Raw genomic sequence first — 18430 nt, forward strand, 5'->3', positions numbered from 1 at the left:
ACGACGATCGATCAAGGGAATGATAGGGACTGAGCGTTATCTGTCAACCAGGTTTGTGATGTTGGTTGACAGGTGTCTCAGATACGCCTTGCCCGGGCGCTGTGCGTTTTGCCTGGGCGCCGCGATGGAGGGTGCCCCCTGGTGCCGTCAGTGTCTGGACGAGCTGCCGTGGAACCGCACTGCCTGTTCGCGATGTGCCGAACCTTTCAGTGGCCCTGCGGGCGAACCGATCAAGTCGTGCGGCGCCTGTCTACGTGAGCCTCCGTCCTTCGTTCGTGCCAGGGTGCCGTTATGCTATAGCGACCCCGTAGCGGCGCAAGTGCAACGGTTCAAGTTCTCTGCTTCGCCACGCGCCGGGGCGATATTGCTTTCGTTGTTGCAGGGGGCGTTGACAACGGGCGGGGACGTCTTGCCCGAGGCACTGGTAGCCGTCCCCCTGCATGAACAGCGAGCCAGGGAGCGTGGCTTCGATCAGGCCGATTGGCTGGGATCTCGCCTGGCTCAGCGCCTCGGCATGCGTTACATCAAAGCGCGCCGTTTACGCTCGACGCCCACCCAGCGCGGGCTGTCTCGGGAACAGCGTCGGGCCAACCTCAAATCCGCCTTCGTCATCGACACGTCGTTGCCGGCCAGTGTGGCCATCCTGGATGACGTGATGACCACCGGGGCGACGCTCGACGCGCTTGGGCAGGCATGCCTGGAGGCAGGCGCCGATCATGTCGAGGCCTGGGCAGTGGCCAGGACACCGATGCATTGAACGTGTTCTGTCTGATTCGCCGTATCGATGTCTGTTAGGATGCCGATATATCGTCGCTTTGGAGATCCATCATGGTCGCTGCATCCGCCCATCCCTTCGCTCAACTCGACCCGGCTCGGGTGGTGGCGGCTGTAGAGTCGTTAGGCTTTTGGGTCGCCGATGAACCGTTTGCGCTGAATAGCTATGAAAACCGGGTTTTCTCCTTGCGTGATGAGTCCGGTCGACGCTGGGTGGTCAAATGTTATCGCCCTGGCCGCTGGAGCGATGAGCAGATCCAGGAAGAGCATGCGTTTCTGTGGGAGCTGGATCAGGCCGACGTGCCGGCCTGCGCTCCCTGGCGCAATGAGCAAGGCCGCAGTCTGCATCACTACGAAGGGTACCGGGTGGCACTGTTTCCGCATGTGGCCGGTCAGGCGCCGGAGTTGGAAAATCCGGCGCATCTGTTTGCCCTTGGCGAATTGATCGGGCGTTTGCATTCCGTATCCGAGCAGGGCCGTTTCGTGTCACGACGAATGCTGGATCTTGATGCCATGGTGGCTGAAAGTCGTGAACGCGTTCTGCACTGTCCATGGCTCACCCAGCGACAGCGCCGGGTTTATGAGCGCTTGACCGAATCGTTGTGCCAGGCTCTGACTCCTTATACCTGGTCACCGGCAGCGTCGATCCGTGTGCATGGCGACTGTCATCTGGGCAACATGTTGGGCCGGGATGAGACGTTCACGCTGGTGGATTTCGATGATGCCGTCATGGCGCCTGCGGTTCAGGATCTGTGGATGCTATTGACGGCTCAGCACGAAGACGATTTGCGCATGCAACTCTCGGAGATTCTCGAAGGCTATGAACAGTGGCGTGAGTTCGATCGCAGTGAACTCGAATTGATCGAGCCTCTGCGGACACTACGACTGTTACGCCATAGCGCCTGGCTGGTGGCTCGTTGGGAAGATCCGGCGTTTCCCAGGGCCTTTCCCTGGGTCATCGAAGAGAGCTTCTGGGACCAACAGCTTCGCAACCTGGAGCAACAACGTCTTGCGTTGCAGTCACCGCCTCGCTGGCTAGCGTGATCGATCCGATTTATCGGGTCGGTAGACTGCGTGATAGGCCCAGTTGCGCTAGAATCGTCTCAATCAGGCAGTGATAATTGTACAGTTATGTTATTTTTGTGTAGCTTTTGTACATTATGCCTATCGAGTCGATATCACTAGTGGACCAAGACATGAGCGAACAACTCGCCAATCACTTCTATCACATTATCCAGGGACTGGGAGAGAACCCCGAGCGTGAAGGGCTGCGAGACACGCCGAGGCGTGCCGCCGAAGCGCTGCAATTCTTGACTCGTGGCTATGGACAGTCGCTGGAATCGCTGGTCAATGGCGCGGTTTTCGAGTCGGAAACCGACGAGATGGTATTGGTCAAGGATATCGAGCTCTACTCGATGTGCGAACACCATATGCTGCCCTTCATTGGCAAGTGCCATATTGCGTATCTGCCGAATGGTCGAGTGCTGGGGCTGTCGAAGTTTGCCAGGATTGTGGACATGTACGCACGACGCCTCCAGATTCAGGAAGATCTGACTCGCCAGATTGCCGAAGCGATTCAGAACGTCACGGAGGCGCGCGGCGTGGCCGTGGTCATTGAAGCCAAGCATATGTGTATGATGATGCGAGGTGTCGAAAAGCAGAATTCCAGCATGACCAGTTCGGTCATGCTGGGGACATTCCGCGAAAACCAGCCGACCCGGCAGGAGTTCCTGACGCTGGTCAATGGCCGTTGACTGTACTCACGATCAAGAGGGTGTCATTTCCATGCCCATCCATGCCCTGACCGACCAGCACTTGGACCACGACCTGGCGACGATTTGCATCAAGAATCTGCGACTGCGTACCTATGTCGGTATCAAGGAAGACGAAATACAGAATCGTCAGGATGTCGTCATCAATGCCATCATTCGTTATCGGGCCGATAGTGCGGTTCAGTTCAATCATATCGATCAGGCGCTGAATTACCGGACCATTACCAAGCACGTGATTTCGCATGTCGAAGACAACAGCTTTCTGCTGTTGGAACGCATGACGCGTGAAGTCCTTGATGTCATCATGTCCTATGAGCAGGTGCTGACCGCTCAAGTGGAAATCGACAAGCCCCATGCGTTGCGGTTTGCCGACTCGGTGTCCATTACGTTGTCGGATTCGCGTGATGATGGTCATCCTTGAGTGCGCCGTTGTCATCTTGTTGTAGCCGCCAGAGGAAGCCGTCAGGCGTCGGAGACCGCGACAGTGTCAGCGCCTCTGCAAGTTACGAATTATCGCGTTGAACGGCGGCGTCACTGCCGCTGGATCCCGCAAGGAGAAAACCATGGAATCCCTGCAAGACAGTCCGCTGTTCCGCCCCTTTGCCTATATCGATGGGAGTTGGGTAGCGGCCGACAGTGGTGAACAGATTGATGTGGTGAACCCTGCCGATAGCGAGGTCATCGGTCGGGTGCCTCGTTTGGGGCGTGGTGAAACGGAACGGGCGATTACGGCGGCCGAAGCTTCATTCGCCAACTGGAAGGGGCGGACGGCGCTTGAGCGCGCCGACATTCTGCTGAAGTGGCATGACTTGATGCATGAGCACAAGGATGAACTGGCTCGCATCATGACACTCGAGCAGGGCAAGCCACTCAAGGAAGCGGCGGGAGAGATCGCCTATGCAGCCAGCTTCTTGCGCTGGTTCGCCGAGCAGGCTCGGCGTGTCTATGGTGAGACCATCCCGGCGGCCAGTTCCAACCAGCGCGTGATGGTTCTCAAGCAGCCTGTCGGCGTCGTCGGTGCCATTACGCCGTGGAATTTTCCGGCTGCGATGATTACCCGGAAAGCCGGCGCTGCGCTGGCGGCCGGTTGCCCGATCGTCATCAAGCCTGCGAGTCAGACACCGTTTTCAGCGACGGCATTAGCGCTTTTGGCCGAATGGGCCGGCGTGCCACGTGGTGTCTTCAACGTGGTGCCTGGCAAGGCAAGTGAAATTGCCGGGGCACTGACCGACTCGCCCTTGGTACGCAAGATCACCTTTACCGGGTCGACCGAAGTCGGGCGTGATCTCATGGCCAAGGCGTCTCAGCATATCCAGAAATTGTCGCTGGAACTGGGTGGCAATGCGCCATTCCTGGTCTTCGAGGATGCGGACCTGGATGCCGCGGTTGCGGGGGCGATGGCGGCGAAATTCAGGAATGGTGGTCAAACCTGTGTCTGCACCAACCGTTTCCTGGTGCAGTCCAGTGTGGTCAATGCCTTCTGCGAAAAATTGGCTGCCGCCATGAATAGTGAGTTGCATGTCGGTGATGGAACCCAGCCAGGGATCAACATTGGCCCCTTGATCGACGAGAACGCTGTCAACAAGGTGTCCGAGCATGTGCAGGACGCGGTCGAACATGGCGCCAAGGTGCTGCTCGGCGGCAATCCACATCCGCTCGGGGGCAATTTCTTCACGCCCACGTTGGTCACTGATGCCAACGGTGACATGAAGGTGGCTCAGGAAGAAACCTTCGGGCCACTGGCCGCAGTCTTTCCCTTCGAGGACGAAGAAGACGCCGTGGCCGTGGCCAATAACACGCAATATGGCTTGGCCGCGTATTTCTACTCGCGTGATCTGGGACGGGTCTGGCGCGTCTCCGAAGCCTTGGAATACGGCATGGTGGGCGTCAACACTGGCTTGATTTCCAATCCGGCAACGCCATTCGGTGGGGTCAAAGCCTCTGGTCTCGGGCGCGAAGGCGGACATCAAGGACTCGAGGAGTTCGTCGAAACCAAGTATCTGTGCATTGATCTTGGATGATAAGGCGCTGCCGGGCGGTTAGCCCTGCCCAGGTGGTACCGTCGGCGCCTGACGGCGCCAATCGCGACTGAAGTCGCTCCTACGACAACCTGTGCCGATGGAATGCCGAGGGGATGGGGTTTTAGGAGCGGTTTCAACCGCGATACAGGGCGGTCAGCCCTGCCCAGGAGGCACCGCCGGCACCAATCGCGACTGATGTCGCTCCTACACGATGGATCCCCTGAGGTTTTTGGGTTTTGTAGAAGCGGTTTCAACCGCGATACAGGGCGGTCAGCCCTGCCCAGGTGGTACCGCCGGCACCTGACGGCGCCATCGCGACTGAAGTCGCTCCTACACGATGGATCCCCTGAGATTTTTGGTTTTGTAGGCGCGGTTTCAACCGCGATACAGGGCGGTTAGCCCTGTCTAGCTGGCACTCAGTGTCTGAAATGGCGCATGCCGGTGAATACCATGGCGATGCCGGCTTCATTGGCGGCATCGATCACTTCCTGGTCGCGCATGGAGCCGCCGGGCTGGATGACGGCGGTGATACCGGCAGCGGCGGCGGGGTCGATGCCGTCACGAAATGGAAAGAAGGGGTGTGCCGCCATGACGGACCCTGAGACCGCCAGGATTTCGTCGGCTGCTTTGATGCCAGCGATCTTGGCAGAGTACACACGGCTCATTTGCCCTGCACCGACACCGATGGTCTGTCCTTCCTTGGCATAGACGATGGCGTTGGACTTCACGTATTTGGCGACACGCCATGCGAAGGCAAGGTCGCGTAATTCCTGTTGGCTTGGCGCTCGCTCACTGACGACTTGCAGGTCGTCGCGTTCGACCATGCCGAGATCCCGATCCTGAACCAGCAAGCCGCCGGTGACGCACTTGAGGTCGTGACTCGGGAGCCGTTCATTCGCCCATGCATGCCCGACATCCAGCAGGCGCACGTTCTTTTTCTCGGCAACGATGGCAGCGACATCATCACTTACGCCGGGCGCGATGATGACCTCGACGAATTGACGGTCGATGATGGCGCGTGCGGTTGCTGTCTCGATTGGCTCGTTGAAAGCGATGATGCCGCCAAAGGCACTGGTGGGATCGGTGGCGAAGGCTTTGTCGTAGGCATCCCGCTGAGTTTCTCCAACGGCGACACCGCAGGGGTTGGCATGCTTGACGATGACACAGGCGGTGTCATCGAACGATTTGACGCATTCCAGCGCGGCGTCGGTGTCGGCGACGTTGTTGAATGACAGCGCCTTGCCTTGCAGTGTGATGGCGGTCGCTACGCAGGCTTCCCGGGTGTTGTCATCGACATAGAAAGCGGCGCGCTGGTGCGGGTTCTCGCCATAGCGCATCGATTGACGCTTGCGAAATTGGCGGTTGTAGGTCCTTGGAAACGTCTCATCGCTTTCATCGACCTGTCGACCGAGATAGTTGGCGATGGCCGCATCGTAGCCGGCCGTATGTTCGAAGGCCTTGACCGCCAGGTCGAAGCGGGTGGCATCATTGATAACGCCAGCGTGGATATCGATTTCCTCGATCAAACGGGCATAGTCATCGTTGTCGACGACGACGGTGGTATACGCGTGATTCTTGGCACAGGCCCTGAGCATGGTGGGGCCGCCAATATCGATGTTCTCGATGGCGTCGGCCAGGGTGCAATCGGGCTTGGCGACGGTCTGCGCAAATGGATAGAGATTGACCACCACCATGTCGATGGGGGCGATGTCATGCGCTTCCATGACGGCATCATCCTGCCCCCGGCGACCGAGAATCCCGCCATGTATCCGTGGATGCAACGTCTTGACGCGCCCATCCATGATTTCGGGAAACCCGGTGTGTTCGGAGACTTCGGTCACGGCGATGTCGTTGTCCGAGAGGAGTCTGTAGGTGCCGCCGGTGGAGAGCAACTCGATGCCGCGTTCCATCAAGTGCCGTGCGAAATCCACGATACCGGTCTTGTCCGAGACGCTGATCAAGGCTCGGCGGATCGGCTGAGGTCGAGTCGATGTGTCGCTGAAAGACGATTGGTTGGCCATGAACTTACCGTATTGGCTCCTGAAAGAGGGTGGACAGCTCGAGCGTCAGATCAAGTCATAATACTTGAGCTTCTTGCGCAGCGTGCCGCGGTTGAGTCCGAGTATTTCGGCGGCTCGGGTTTGATTGCCGTCGGCATACTCCATCACTCTGGCTAGGAGCGGGGACTCCACTTCGGCTAGCACCATGGTATAGAGGTCGGTGACCGTTTCGCCATCGAGGTGATCGAAATAACGACGCATGGCGATATCCACGGCTTCCCGCAGGGGGCGCTCATGCATGTCGTCGGCCGATACCGTGGGCGCGTCGACGGCACTGCCGATATCCAAGGGGTCCTGGCTGCCATTGACGCTCTGTTCGGGGGTTGTTGCTTGCCTGCTCGTCATGCTGCGCTGATTCCATCCAGTCCCATGCGCAGTCCGGAATGGACGTCGTCATGGTGAAACAGTTCATCCACGAATCGGTATTGCTGCGTGGTGCTCTCGAGGGAGTTGAAAACCTTGCGAAGCGCCTTGGCCTCTGCTGCCTCGAGTGACCGATGCGTACCCGGGCAATGGTTGTCCAGATACCAGCCCAGATGCTTCCGGGCAATGCGTATCCCCATGGTGTCGCCATAGAAGTCATGCAAGGCAGCGAGATGGTCCCGCATGACTCGTCGGCGCTCAATCGGAGATGGCGGATCCGCCAGTCGGCCGTGGCGAAGGTAGTGATCGATCTCGCTGAAGATCCACGGGTTACCTTGAGCGCCACGGCCGATCATCACGGCGTCCGCACCAGTATAGTCGAGGACGTCGCGAGCTTTGACAGGAGAATCGATATCGCCATTGGCAAAGACCGGGATATTCACCTGTGACTTGATGGCGGCGATAGTGTCGTATTCGGCCTTTTCCTGATAACGCTGTTCGCGTGTTCTGCCGTGGACTGCCAAGGCCCGAATGCCACTATTTTCCGCCAGCCTGGCGATGCGTTCGCCATTGCGGCTATCGGCGCACCAACCGGTGCGAATCTTGAGCGTTACCGGAATGTCGACGGCGGCAACGACGCGTTCGAGAATCGCCGCGACGAGTCGTTCATCGCGTAGCAAGGCCGAACCGGCTGCTTTATTACAGACCTTCTTGGCAGGGCAGCCCATGTTGATGTCGATGATTTCGGCACCATGCTCGACATTGAGCCGAGCCGCCTCGGCGAGCATGTCGGCATCGCCTCCCGCAATCTGTACGGAACGGGGCCCTGGCTCGCCACTATGGTCGAGCCGTAGCCGGGACTTGCGGGTGTGCCACAAGCTGGGATCCGAGGTCACCATTTCCGATACGACCAATCCGGCCCCCAGTTCTCGACAGAGCTGGCGGAACGGGCGGTCGGTGACGCCGGCCATCGGGGCCAGGATGACTCGGTTAGGCAGGCAGTGCCGACCGATGGCAGGCATTGCTGGCTGGGTATCATGGAGCATGCGGCACCAGGCGTCATTCTGCGGGGGCACCTATCATACTGATCGGCACCCCTCGCGAAAAGTCGAAAATGGTCCACTCCCTGTCGGAACATGTCCGGACAAGGCTCAGCGCGAGCCGTCGTAGCGGTAGCCGACCAGTCGTACCCAGCCGTCGCGCTCGCAGGGAGGGTCGATCATCAACCCCTGATCGCGATAGGCATCCGCCACATCGTCGGCCTGATGGGCAAGAATGCCGGATAACACGATCGTGCCTCCGGGGGCCACATATCCGGCGAGCGTGGCTGCCATCTCGATGAGCGGGCCGGCCAGGATATTGGCGAGCACGATCGGATAGTCGTCGCCCTGGAAGGTATCCGGTTCGTACAGTGACAGGCGGCTTGCGTCGATCTCGTTGCGTTCGGCGTTATCGCGACTGGCCGTGAGTGCCTGTGGGTCGATATCGGTGCCGACGGCGTGGGTGGCACCCAGCTTCAGTGCGGCGATGGCAAGGATGCCTGAACCGCAGCCGATATCCAGGATGGCCTGATCGTCAAGCCTGCCTGCGAGCGCTTGCTCGTCGAGCCATTCCAGACACAGTGCCGTGGTAGGGTGGGTGCCCGTGCCGAATGCCAGTCCGGGATCGAGAATCAGGTTGACGCCGTGCGGGTCGGGGCTGTCATGCCAGCTGGGCACGATCCAGAGCCGCTTTCCCATCTGCAGTGGTTCATAACCGTCCATCCACTCGCGTTCCCAGTCGCGATCCGCGACGAGTTCGAAGCTGATGTCCGGGCAGGGATCGTCGGGGACGTCGGCGGCCCAGGCCTGACCGACCCGTCCTATCATGGCCTCGACGTCGTCCAGGTCATCGTAAAGACCGGTCAGCACGGTTTCATTCCACAGCGGCGTCGTGCCGAGCTCCGGCTCGAGCACGGGATCGTCGTATGCGTCCTGCAGACTGATTGCACTGGCGCCTTCGGCGATCAATAGTTCCTCGAGCCGTTCCGCTTGTTCCGGCGCAACTTTCGCTTTCAGTTGAAGCCAGGTCATGCCGTCACCTCTTGCGTGCTCACGAGCCTCGATCTCACGACTCGAGCTTCTTTTCCAGATAGTGGATATTGACCCCGCCCTGCTGGAAGTTGGCGTCGCGGACCAGGTCCTTCTGCAAATCGATATTGGTCTTGATACCTTCCACCAGCAACTCGTCCAGGGCGTTGCGCATACGCGTCAAAGCGTATTCACGGGTTTCGCCCCAGGTAATGAGCTTACCGATCAAGGAGTCATAGTAGGGCGGCACCGAATAGCCGGTATACATATGGGAATCCATGCGCACGCCTAACCCTCCGGGCGGATGGTAAAGCGTGACCCTGCCTGGCGATGGCATGAACGTCCGCGGGTCTTCGGCATTGATACGGCATTCGAAGGCATGGCCATTGATCTTGACATCGTCCTGCTTGATGGACAGTGGCTCGCCCGAGGCGATACGCAACTGTTCCTTGACGATATCCACGCCGGTGATCATTTCGGTGACGGGATGCTCGACCTGGACCCGGGTGTTCATCTCGATGAAGAAGAACTCGCCGTTTTCGTACAGGAACTCGAACGTACCGGCGCCGCGATAGCCGATTTCCAGGCACGCATCGGTACACGCTTTGAGCACCTGTTGACGGGCCCTTTCGTCGATCTGTGGGGCGGGGGCTTCCTCGAGCACCTTCTGATGACGGCGCTGCAGCGAACAGTCACGGTCGTACAGGTGAATAGCGTTTCCCTGCCCGTCGGCGAGGACCTGAACTTCGACGTGGCGCGGTTGTTCGAGGAACTTTTCCATGTAGACCGTGCCGTCACCGAAGGCGGAATTGGCTTCATTCTGGGTGACGCTGACGGCGGACAATAGATGGGCCTCGCTGTGTACCACCCGCATGCCGCGACCTCCACCGCCGGCAGCCGCCTTGATGATGACCGGGTAACCGATGTGACGAGCCATGGCGATCACCTTGGCTTCATCATCCGGTAGCGGACCGTTAGAGCCGGGGACGGTCGGAACGCCGGCCGCTTTCATGGACTCGATGGCACTCACTTTGTCGCCCATCAAGCGGATGGTTTCTGCCCGCGGGCCGACGAACGTGAATCCTGAGCGCTCGACTTGTTCAGCGAAGTTGGCGTTCTCGGAGAGAAATCCGTATCCCGGATGGATGGCGCTGGTGTCCGTGACTTCGGCGGCACTGATCAGCGCGGGTATGTTCAGGTAGGATTGTGCCGATGAAGCGGGGCCGATGCACACGGCCTCGTCGGCCAGACGCACATGCATGAGTTCTCGGTCGGCCTTGGAGTGCACCGCTACCGTCCTGATGCCCAGTTCCTTGCACGCACGCAGTATGCGCAGGGCGATCTCGCCGCGATTGGCGATGAGTACCTTGTCCAACATCATTTATACGCCCAGGTTGTCATGAGGATTCGGAAGGTCATGCCGGATAATGACATGGCGAACTGTCACGGAGGTTATCCCAGGATGACCAACGGCTGATCGAACTCGACCGGCTCGCCGTCTTCGATCAGGATCGCCGTGACGGTGCCGTCACGGTCGGCCTCAATCTGGTTCATCATCTTCATCGCTTCCACGATGCAGACCGTTTCGCCTTTCTTGACGCTTTGACCGACTTCAACGAACGATTTGGACCCTGGAGCGGGCGACCGGTAGAAGGTGCCGACCATGGGAGACGGAATGGGGTGTCCTTCGGGCTGATCCGTCCCTTCTTCCTGGGCTGCGCTAGGCGCACTAGCCACGTCCTGAGGTTGCGGCGCGGCCGGTACCGCAGGTTGCGCAACGGCTGCAGGTGCAGGAGCAGCGGGTTGTGGAACCCCGTTGGGATGGCGGCTGATTCTTACCGACTCTTCACCTTCCTGGATTTCGATTTCGCTGATATTGGACTCTTCCAACAGCTCGATCAGCTTCTTGACCTTGCGGATATCCATGCTGTTTATCTCAATCGGTAGTGTGTTGGTGCATGTCCTCGGGATCGGAGATCGATCGCGGCAACTGGCGTGCAGTTGACAGTTAGCCTGGAAGGCGCTGTCAACCTGCTCAAACTTCGTCGAGATCACGGCACGATCTTGCACGTTACCGTCTCAAGTGGCCCTTTAAGGCATTAGCGGCGGAGTTTGCCGAAAAAAGCCGGGCGTGTCCAGAACGATGGACGTCACTCCTTGCCGTGGTCGAGGCATCAACTGCGTTGCTCGTCCAGCCAACCAAGAAGTTGGCGCAGGTGTGCGGCAAATTCATCGCTGTCGACTTCACCCTGGATGCGGGCATTGCGTATCTCCTCGCCTTGAGCGAAGAACAGCAGGCTGGGCGGGCCGAATAGCGTGAAACGTTCCAGGATCCGGCGAGTGTCATCGTTACTTTCTGTTACATCGACCTGAATGCGTCGAAAGGAGGATAAGGCGTCTGCGACACGGCGGTCGGTATAGACGTTACGCTCCATGCGCTGGCAGGAGATGCACCAATCGGCCGTGACATCGACGAACGCCGGGCGACCGTTGTTCTGAGCGGATGCCAGAGCGTTTTCCAACTCGTCGAGGCGTGTCACGGTCGTGATATCGCTTGTCGACCGACGGTCACCGCCGGTGGTTGCTGTCTGGCTGGCTTCGCCACTTGACGGGGCAAGAGGCCGTAATGGGTCGTTGCCACCTCGTGCGGCGCCGAGCACGAGGGCGACACCCCAGATCAGTAACAGGATACCGGCCGTTTGGCGCAAGCGTGGCCACCCTTGAGGCGTGTCGAAGCGCAATGCGCCTAGCGCCAGGGCACTGCCTGTCGCGAGCGTTCCCCACAGCAATAGCGACAACGAGTCAGGAATCAAACGTGACGCGAGCCACACGGCGATACCCAGCAGGAGCACACCGAAGGCGGCTTTGACGCCATTCATCCAGGCACCGCTGCGGGGCATCAGGGTGGTACCGAATGTACCTACGATGACCAAGGGCACACCCATGCCAAGGGCCAACGCCAGTAACGCCATGCCGCCCATCAGTGCGTTACCTGTCGTCGAGATGAAGACCAGGGCACCGGCCAGTGGTGCCGAGACGCAAGGCGATACGACGAGCACCGATAGGGCGCCGGCGGCGGCCAGACCGAGATAACCGCTGCGTTGTGCGCGTTGTTGCCACTGTTCGACCCGAGAGGCCAGCTTGGGTGCAAGACGCAGGTTGAAGACGCCGAACATGGCGAGTGCAAACAGCGTGAACAGTAGCGCGAAGGTGATGAGTACCGGTGGCGATTGTAGGCGTGCCTGCACATTGAGTCCGGCACCGAACAGGCCCATCAGCACGCCTGCCAGGGCGTACGTGGCGGCCATGCCGGCTACATAGCTGAGTGAGAGCAGGCAAGCCCGTGGTCGGGTCGGGTTCTGGCCGACGATGATCGATGACAGGATGGGAACCATCGGCAGCACGCAGGGCGTGAATGTCAACCCGAGTCCCGCCAGGAAAAAGAGACCCAGCATCCAGATGGGGTTCGTTTCGTCGAGTATGCGGTGAAAACGTTCATCCGCACTCAGCAGACTGCGACTTCCTTCGACAGTGGCCTCGCCGTCGGGTGAGCCGAGGGGCGAGGCGTCATTGTCACCGCTCGCTGTCCAGTCGGCGAACTGGTTGGGCGGTGAACTGGCGCCCGCATCGAGCTCGATGGTTTCGGGCGGGTAACAGAGACCGGCGTCGGCACAGCCTTGAAACGTGACGCGGAGCGGTAACGGAGTGGCCGCCTCGCTTTTCAGCGGTACCTCGATCACGACACGATCATAGAAGACATTGACGTCGCCCAGGAATTCGTCGGTCTTGGCCTCGCCGGGGGGGAGTACGGGGTCGCCCAGTGCGGTGTCGTCGCGGCTTTCGATCTGGAAACGGTGGCGGTACAGGTAATAGCCTTGGGCATTCTCGAAACCGACATACAGCGTGTCGTCATCGTGCCAGGCGCTGGCCTGGAAGGCGTCATTGACGGGAAGAAAGTCCTCGTTGTCGTCCGATGAGAACCATTGGGCTGAAACCGCACTGGAGAATGACAGCAGCACGATGCCTGCCAGTAGAATCAATCGGTGAATCAACGCGAAGCTCCTCACACTGCCTATATTCGTTGCGGCGATGGATGTCTCGGACGCATTTCTGCGACCCTTGGGGACGACGCGAGTTCCGATACGTGGAAGGCGTCCGCAGGTTCGCATGCTAGGATAACTCTCATGCATCGTATCGGCGAGAGTCGAGCCGGTACTTCCTCAGTCTCAGGTGCAAGGATGGCGTGATCATGGCCGCACTCGGTAAACGCAAGACTGCCGCATCAAGAAGAACGTCCGACGTACTCGAGCGTCCCGAGTATGGGTGGATATGGAAACCGTTGCTGGCATTGCTGGTGCTTTACCTGTTGGTAACACTGGCATTGGGTATTTGGTGGAGCCGTGAACCACCGGCATTCGAGGTCGACCGGGTGGTAGACATACAGCGGGGTGATGCTGCTGCCGATACGGCGGCCGCTGATGAGCAAGCCGGGGCTGTCACCACCGCGACCTTGATGACGTTGGTCGATACCCTGCTGGACAAGCCCGGCGGCTATTTGCGCAATGACTTCATGCCGCCAGGGTTATGGCTGGATAATCAGCCTAACTGGGAGTATGGAGTGCTACGGCAGGTACGGGACATGTCATCGTCGCTGTCGACGCTGGCAGCCGGCTCACCGGGCGTCGTGGAGGAGGCAACGGAACGTTTCCAGGCCAATAGTCGCGATTGGCTTTACCCGTCGACCGAGCGGCGTCTGCAACAGGGTACCGATTTGCTGGGTGAGTATCTGATGGCGCTGGGCAGTGGTGACGCAGCGGGATTTCGTCATGACGGCGAAGCGGTCTCTGCCTGGCTGGATCGTGTCGAAGAGCGCCTGGCCTCCTTGACGACTCGACTGTCTGCCAGCGTCGGCGAGTCGGGAGTCATCCATGGGCTGGACGTCGATAACGAGGAAATGTCATCGCAGACACCCTGGTACAAGGTCGACGACTATTTCTATGAAGCCCGTGGTAGCGCTTGGGCGCTGATGCATTTGCTACGTGCGATGGAACAAGATCAGGCAGAGCTTTTCGAGCAAGCCGGCGTCGATGAGTTGACTGCAGGACTGATGACCGAGCTGGAGCGAACTCAGCGCCGCTTGTGGAGCCCCGTGGTTCTGAATGGCTCGGGGTTCGGGATCTTTGCCAACCACTCGTTGATGATGGCCAATCATACGCAGCGGGCGAGAGAGTTGATCGCCGAACTGTCGCAGCGGTTGGCGGATGTCGACGTGAGTGAGAGCGGTGCCGCCGATTCGTCGTCGACGGAGACAGCCGGCAGTGGCACTGACACGTCAACGACGGATGCCGACGCAAGCGACGCAGAGGAGCCGGCGGTGTCGTCAGGCAATTGACAGGAACCCGATATCGGGCCCCGTCAAGGCGCCCGATAGATGACGTGAACGGGGAACGTCAGGCCTTGGTGTAGGCGTCTACGGCCTTCTCGATCGCCTTGCGGGCCGCGTCGACGCCTTCCCAGGATTCCACCTTGACCCATTTGCCTTTCTCGAGATCCTTGTAGTTCTCGAAGAAGTGAGCAATTTGCTGGCGCAGCAGTTCGGGCAGATCGGTCACTTCCTGCACATGGTCATACAATTCCGTCAATTTCTGATGGGGAACGCAGACCAGTTTGGCGTCCTCGCCGGCCTCGTCGGTCATGTTCAGGATGCCGACGGGGCGAGCGCGAATCACGCTGCCTGGCTGTACAGGATACGGCGTGACCACGAGTGCATCGAGCGGATCGCCGTCATCGGCCAGGGTGTTCGGGATAAAGCCGTAGTTGGCCGGGTAGAACATGGGGGTAGCCATGAAGCGGTCGACCAGCAAGGCGTCGAGATCCTTGTCGATCTCGTACTTGATCGGTGCATGGTTGGCGGGGATCTCGATGGCGACAAAAACGTCGTTCGGAAGGTCCTTGCCGGCGGGAATCTTGTTGAAGCTCATCGTTGAATCCTTGCAATGGCTGTTAGCGGCCTGTTCCTCGACAGACCAGGTGACAGCGGCTTGATTAGCCGGCTGACATCGGAAATGAATGATCGTCGGCCAGAGACAGTAAGGCCTGGAAAACGGCCGAATTATACGAATTGCGACGGCCGATTACCAATGCGACGAAAGCGGGTGACGGATCGGTTGCGACACATCTGGACACCCGGGTGGGGGATGACGTGTATGATAGTCGGCATTCATGGTAACGAAAGGGGGCATCACGTGTTCGATCGAGGGGATCGGCCGTCATGAAGGAGTCCGTCCAGATGGAGTCGGAGTTGTCGCTTAGTGTCGGACAGGCATTCGTTGCACCGGATCGTCGTTATCATCGAAGTTCGATGTCGGTGCGCATACCCGAAGACAAGTTGTTGCGGATCAAGGGCGCCAGTGCAGTCATCAGCGATTCCACGTCGCGCAATGCCATTGCCAAGCAAGCCGGTGACCTCAGTGTCCGAGGCTTCCTGACGGATTATTACTCGACTCCGGACCACTGGGATGTAAAGACATCGGCGACTCGTGTGCTGCACGCCTTGAACGGCTGGTGTTTCAGCCAGAGCGGTCATGTATCGGGAGGCAGTTATATCGCGTCGTTGTCGGCGATGGTGTTTCGCGGGAGTGAAGCGCATCTGTTCCACATGGGGGATACATTGGTGTTCCGCTTACGCGGGGCGGAATTCGAGCAATTATCCCGCGATCATGTCACTGATCTGGGCGGTTACCGCTATCCTTCTCGGGCGCTGGGCATGGATGCCAGTATCGATATCGACTATGTACACACGCCGTTGAAGCAGGGCGATATCTTCCTTTTTACCACCCGTGCCGTGGGCGGCACCTTGATGCCGTCGGATTACGTACATCTGATCCGGCAGGATTCCAGCAATCTGGATGCTGCTTGTGAGCGGCTCTGCGAAGCGGCGAGCGAGCGTGCTCAGGAACGCGGTTATGGGGGAGAAACCTTCTGTTTCCAACTGCTGCGTATCGATCAGTTACCTGAAGAAGAGAGTGACGAGCCCGGCAAGATCTATGGTGACTTGCCGGTTCCCCCTGAGCTGGCCAAGGGGGAGCGCCTCGATGGGTTGGAAATCCAGGAAGTATTATCCCGCACGGCGCAGTCCCGGGTGTACCGCGTTCAGGATGTGTACAGTGGCCGTGAGATGGTCATGAAGGCGCCTAGTCCCGAATTATCGACCCGCAACGCTTACCTGGAACATTTCCTGTTGCAGCAGTGGGTGGTGGAGCGGGTCAACTCGCCTTTCGTGGCCAAGGTGATGGAGTCGTCGCGCCCACGGCGTTACCTGTATTACCTGATGGCCTACATCGACGGCGAACGGCTGAGTGACTGGGCGCGACGCCATCCTCAAGCCAGTCTGTCGCAACGCCTGGATATCGCTCGACAACTGGGCAAGGCCGTTCAGGCCTTGCATCGCCGCGACCTGCTGCACCAACAGATTCATCCCGATAACGTATTGATCGATCGACATGGACAGGTCGTTCTAGCCGACTTCAGTGCGTGCCGGCTGCGTGAAGGCGATGGGCACAAGCGGTCACGAGAGTTGGCCAGGCAACTCGGACTGACCGAGCATAGTGCCCCCGAATATGCATTGGATGATGATGTCGGTCGGCGTAGCGATCAGTACGCCTTGGCATCCACCGTCTACTGGCTATTGACGGGACAGTTGCCCTACGAATTACCGCCACACCAATTGCGAGGGCATACCGATCTGGAGCTGCTGAACTATCGTAGCGCCCGGACGCTCAATCCCGAGGTGGGGGCGGGGCTGGATGATGCCTTGCGGCGCGCCCTGGATCCGCAGCGAGCACTGCGCTACCGGCGGCTTTCCGAGTTTCTGGTCATGTTGCGGGAACCTCGAAGTGACACTGCCCGTTCCACGAGTCCGCGAGTCTTCCGCGAGCCGGCCAACTTCTGGCAAGGCATTGCCGGTATCCTGTTGTTGCTCCTGGTACTATCATGGTTGCTGCGATGATGTCGCGTGGGAGGAATGGCCGGTTTCGCCCGTTTCCTGTGTGCCAGGGGGCGAAACCGGCCGTGTTCGGACGCCTATCGCAGATGGCGTGCCTATAGCTCGAAGGTGGGTAGCTTGCGCGCCACACGGGCCAGTTTCGGCTTGGCGACTCGTGGTAACCCGTTGTCGTATGGCGGGTAATCTTCGCCCTGAATCAATGGTTCCAGGTAACGTCGACACGTTGCCGTGATACCGAATCCGTCTTCGCGAATGAAATCACGCGGCATGAATTTCTCCCGGTTGGCGACCTCTGCCAGCGGGGCGGCATCGATGCGCCATTCATAGGGGGTATCGGATACGCGTTCAATGGTCGGCATCATGGCATTCTTGCCGGCCAGCGCCAGTTCGACGGCATGAGCGCCCACGGCATAGGATTGTTCGACATCGGTTTTCGAGGCCAGATGCCTGGCGGCGCGTTGCAAGTAATCGGCAACGGCCCAGTGGTATTTATAACCCAGATCCTGTTTGATCATGCCGGCCAGCGTCGGTGCCACGCCACCGAGTTGGCGATGGCCGAATACATCGGTATTGCCGGAGTCGGCTAGGAACGTGCCATCCGGATAACGAGCGCCCTCGGAGACGACGATCACGCAATAGCCGTAACGTTTCACCGCGTCTTGAACGCGCGTCATCACGGCTTCACGGGAAAAATCGATCTCGGGAAAAATGACCATGTGCGGAGGGTCGCCTTCCCCCTGACCGGCCAGCGCGCCGGCAGCGGCGATCCAACCGGCATGGCGTCCCATGACTTCCAGCACGAAGACCTTGGTCGATGTGGCGCACATCGAGGCAATGTCCTGTGACGCTTCCAGCGTGGATGTTGCAATGTACTTGGCGACGCTACCGAAACCGGGGGAATTGTCGGTGATCGGTAGATCGTTATCGATCGTCTTGGGGACATGGATGGCGGTCAGTGGGTACCCCAGGTGTTCCGACAGTTGCGAGACCTTCAGGCATGTATCGGCGCTGTCGCCACCGCCGTTATAGAAGAAATAACGGATGTCGTGAGCCTTGAAGACGTCGATCAGACGTTCGTACTGGGCGCGGTGCGTTTCGATGTCCTTGAGCTTGTAACGGCAGGAGCCGAAGGCGCCGCCTGGTGTATGGCGCAGCGCGGCGATCGTGTCGTCGGACTCTTGCGAGACATCTATCAGGTCTTCGGTCAAGGCGCCAATGATCCCGTTGCGTCCGGCATAGACCTTGCCAATGCGATCGTCGTGACGCCGGCAAGCCTCGATGACGCCGCAGGCACTGGCATTGATGACGGCGGTAACCCCACCGGATTGGGCATAGAAGGCGTTGTGCTGAGCCATGGGGCTGCTTT

The 18430-nt window shown here is 59.3% G+C and carries 16 protein-coding genes; 7 read left to right on the forward strand and 9 right to left on the reverse strand.

All coding sequences use genetic code 11. From position 1 onward, the window contains the following. Positions 1-58 precede the first annotated feature (58 nt). From FVV99_RS09180 to FVV99_RS09200, 5 genes are all read left to right on the forward strand, one after another. A complete protein-coding gene (locus FVV99_RS09180) occupies positions 59-757 on the forward strand; it encodes a ComF family protein (protein WP_269090058.1) in 699 nt (232 codons plus the stop codon). Between the two features lie 71 nt (positions 758-828). Continuing rightward, a complete protein-coding gene (locus tag FVV99_RS09185) occupies positions 829-1818 on the forward strand; it encodes a serine/threonine protein kinase (RefSeq protein WP_148253788.1) in 990 nt (329 codons plus the stop codon). Positions 1819-1970: 152 nt separating this feature from the next. Then, positions 1971-2528, forward strand: a complete 558-nt coding sequence (gene folE / locus FVV99_RS09190) for a GTP cyclohydrolase I FolE (RefSeq protein WP_148253789.1) — start codon at positions 1971-1973, stop codon at positions 2526-2528. A gap of 31 nt (positions 2529-2559) precedes the next feature. Continuing rightward, positions 2560-2967: a dihydroneopterin triphosphate 2'-epimerase gene (gene folX / locus FVV99_RS09195; RefSeq protein ID WP_148253790.1), complete on the forward strand. Its 408-nt coding sequence runs from the start codon at positions 2560-2562 to the stop codon at positions 2965-2967. 142 nt (positions 2968-3109) lie between these two features. Continuing rightward, positions 3110-4567, forward strand: a complete 1458-nt coding sequence (locus FVV99_RS09200) for an NAD-dependent succinate-semialdehyde dehydrogenase (protein WP_148253791.1) — start codon at positions 3110-3112, stop codon at positions 4565-4567. 416 nt (positions 4568-4983) lie between these two features. On the opposite strand, the gene purH is transcribed toward FVV99_RS09200, so the two are convergent. The 7 genes from purH to dsbD form a co-directional block, all read right to left on the reverse strand. Then, positions 4984-6588 carry a bifunctional phosphoribosylaminoimidazolecarboxamide formyltransferase/IMP cyclohydrolase gene (gene purH / locus FVV99_RS09205; RefSeq protein WP_148253792.1) on the reverse strand — a complete coding sequence of 535 codons (1605 nt, stop codon included), beginning with the start codon at positions 6586-6588 and terminating at the stop codon, positions 4984-4986. A gap of 45 nt (positions 6589-6633) precedes the next feature. Further along, entirely contained in the window at positions 6634-6972 is a 339-nt protein-coding gene (fis, locus tag FVV99_RS09210) for a DNA-binding transcriptional regulator Fis (protein WP_201745064.1), read from the reverse strand. Continuing rightward, entirely contained in the window at positions 6969-8036 is a 1068-nt protein-coding gene (gene dusB, locus FVV99_RS09215; RefSeq protein ID WP_148253793.1) for a tRNA dihydrouridine synthase DusB, read from the reverse strand. The genes fis and dusB overlap by 4 nt, the downstream gene beginning before the upstream one ends. 105 nt (positions 8037-8141) lie before the next feature. Further along, the gene (gene prmA, locus FVV99_RS09220) at positions 8142-9062 is read right to left on the reverse strand and encodes a 50S ribosomal protein L11 methyltransferase (RefSeq protein WP_148253794.1); all 921 of its coding nucleotides are present in this window, start codon (positions 9060-9062) and stop codon (positions 8142-8144) included. A 34-nt stretch (positions 9063-9096) separates the two neighbouring features. Further along, positions 9097-10437, reverse strand: coding sequence for an acetyl-CoA carboxylase biotin carboxylase subunit (gene accC / locus FVV99_RS09225; protein WP_148254179.1), 1341 nt, complete (start codon positions 10435-10437; stop codon positions 9097-9099). A gap of 74 nt (positions 10438-10511) precedes the next feature. After that, positions 10512-10985, reverse strand: a complete 474-nt coding sequence (accB, locus tag FVV99_RS09230) for an acetyl-CoA carboxylase biotin carboxyl carrier protein (RefSeq protein WP_148253795.1) — start codon at positions 10983-10985, stop codon at positions 10512-10514. Between the two features lie 248 nt (positions 10986-11233). Continuing rightward, a complete protein-coding gene (gene dsbD, locus FVV99_RS09235) occupies positions 11234-13111 on the reverse strand; it encodes a protein-disulfide reductase DsbD (protein WP_407921338.1) in 1878 nt (625 codons plus the stop codon). 197 nt (positions 13112-13308) lie between these two features. Here dsbD and FVV99_RS09240 point away from each other — a divergent pair, with 197 nt between their 5' ends. Continuing rightward, positions 13309-14451 carry a DUF2333 family protein gene (locus tag FVV99_RS09240; RefSeq protein ID WP_148253797.1) on the forward strand — a complete coding sequence of 381 codons (1143 nt, stop codon included), beginning with the start codon at positions 13309-13311 and terminating at the stop codon, positions 14449-14451. 58 nt (positions 14452-14509) lie between these two features. On the opposite strand, the gene ppa is transcribed toward FVV99_RS09240, so the two are convergent. Next, entirely contained in the window at positions 14510-15040 is a 531-nt protein-coding gene (gene ppa, locus FVV99_RS09245; protein WP_148253798.1) for an inorganic diphosphatase, read from the reverse strand. 290 nt (positions 15041-15330) lie between these two features. On the opposite strand from ppa, the gene FVV99_RS09250 reads away from it, so the two are divergent. Continuing rightward, positions 15331-17067 (forward strand): bifunctional protein-serine/threonine kinase/phosphatase, encoded by a 1737-nt coding sequence (locus FVV99_RS09250; protein ID WP_236645359.1) that lies wholly within the window; start codon positions 15331-15333, stop codon positions 17065-17067. Positions 17068-17159: 92 nt separating this feature from the next. Here FVV99_RS09250 and FVV99_RS09255 read toward each other — a convergent pair whose 3' ends face one another. Then, positions 17160-18419 (reverse strand): 6-phosphofructokinase, encoded by a 1260-nt coding sequence (locus tag FVV99_RS09255; protein WP_148253799.1) that lies wholly within the window; start codon positions 18417-18419, stop codon positions 17160-17162. Positions 18420-18430: the final 11 nt, after the last annotated feature.

Origin of the sequence: Aidingimonas lacisalsi, from assembly GCF_008079445.1 — a bacterium.
Taxonomy (GTDB): Bacteria; Pseudomonadota; Gammaproteobacteria; order Pseudomonadales; family Halomonadaceae; genus Aidingimonas; species Aidingimonas lacisalsi.